This is a genomic window from Ectobacillus funiculus, from assembly GCF_004138295.1.
In the GTDB taxonomy this organism is placed as follows: domain Bacteria; phylum Bacillota; class Bacilli; order Bacillales; family Bacillaceae_G; genus Ectobacillus; species Ectobacillus funiculus.
Genome location: NZ_SCFM01000132.1, coordinates 1 through 600, shown reverse-complemented (window position 1 = coordinate 600; position 600 = coordinate 1). Strand labels below are relative to the sequence as shown.

Below are 600 nucleotides of genomic sequence, written 5' to 3'. Positions count from 1 at the left end.
TAGAAATTTATACTTTCTTAAAGTGTAAAGAAAACTTGCCGATTAGCGAGCCCTACTTATACTGTGTTCCTAAAATTCCCGACTACGTCATGTTGGCTTCTAACCAGAAATTTACACTTTCTTATAGTAAAAAAAGCATAAGCGTGCCGATACGGCAAGCTTATGCTTTTTAGCGCAAAATAAAAAATCCACCAAAGTATGTATTTGGTGGAGACGGTGGGAGTCGAACCCACGTCCAGAAATATCGGCACTTAAGCTTCTACGAGTGTAGTCGATATATTCGCAATTCGCATACTCGTCAGCCTATCGACAGGCTTCGAAGCAGCTAGTCTGGTTGTTCTCTTCCTTTGCCCTCAGACGGTGAGCGCCGGCGTAACCTGCTAAGAGTGGGCCCCTTACCCTACCGCACAGGTAACGGAGGGAGGAGCAGCTGCGTTAATTAGGCAGCTAAAGCTAATTTTTGTTTGCCAGTTATAGGCGTTGACGTTTTAACGAGGCCGATCCCCTCGACTCGCAACTTAAGCTCGAACTACCCCTGTCGAATCCGTAACGTCCCCATTATAAGAAGACCCTTTACGGGAAGCTATCAAGAGAGCTCAT

Annotated in this window: 1 other RNA gene; it reads right to left on the bottom strand. The window is 45.7% G+C overall.

The features are described from left to right. Positions 1–205: 205 nt before the first annotated feature. Positions 206–557, bottom strand: a transfer-messenger RNA (tmRNA) gene (ssrA, locus tag EP737_RS25180). Between the last annotated feature and the right edge of the window lie 43 nt (positions 558–600).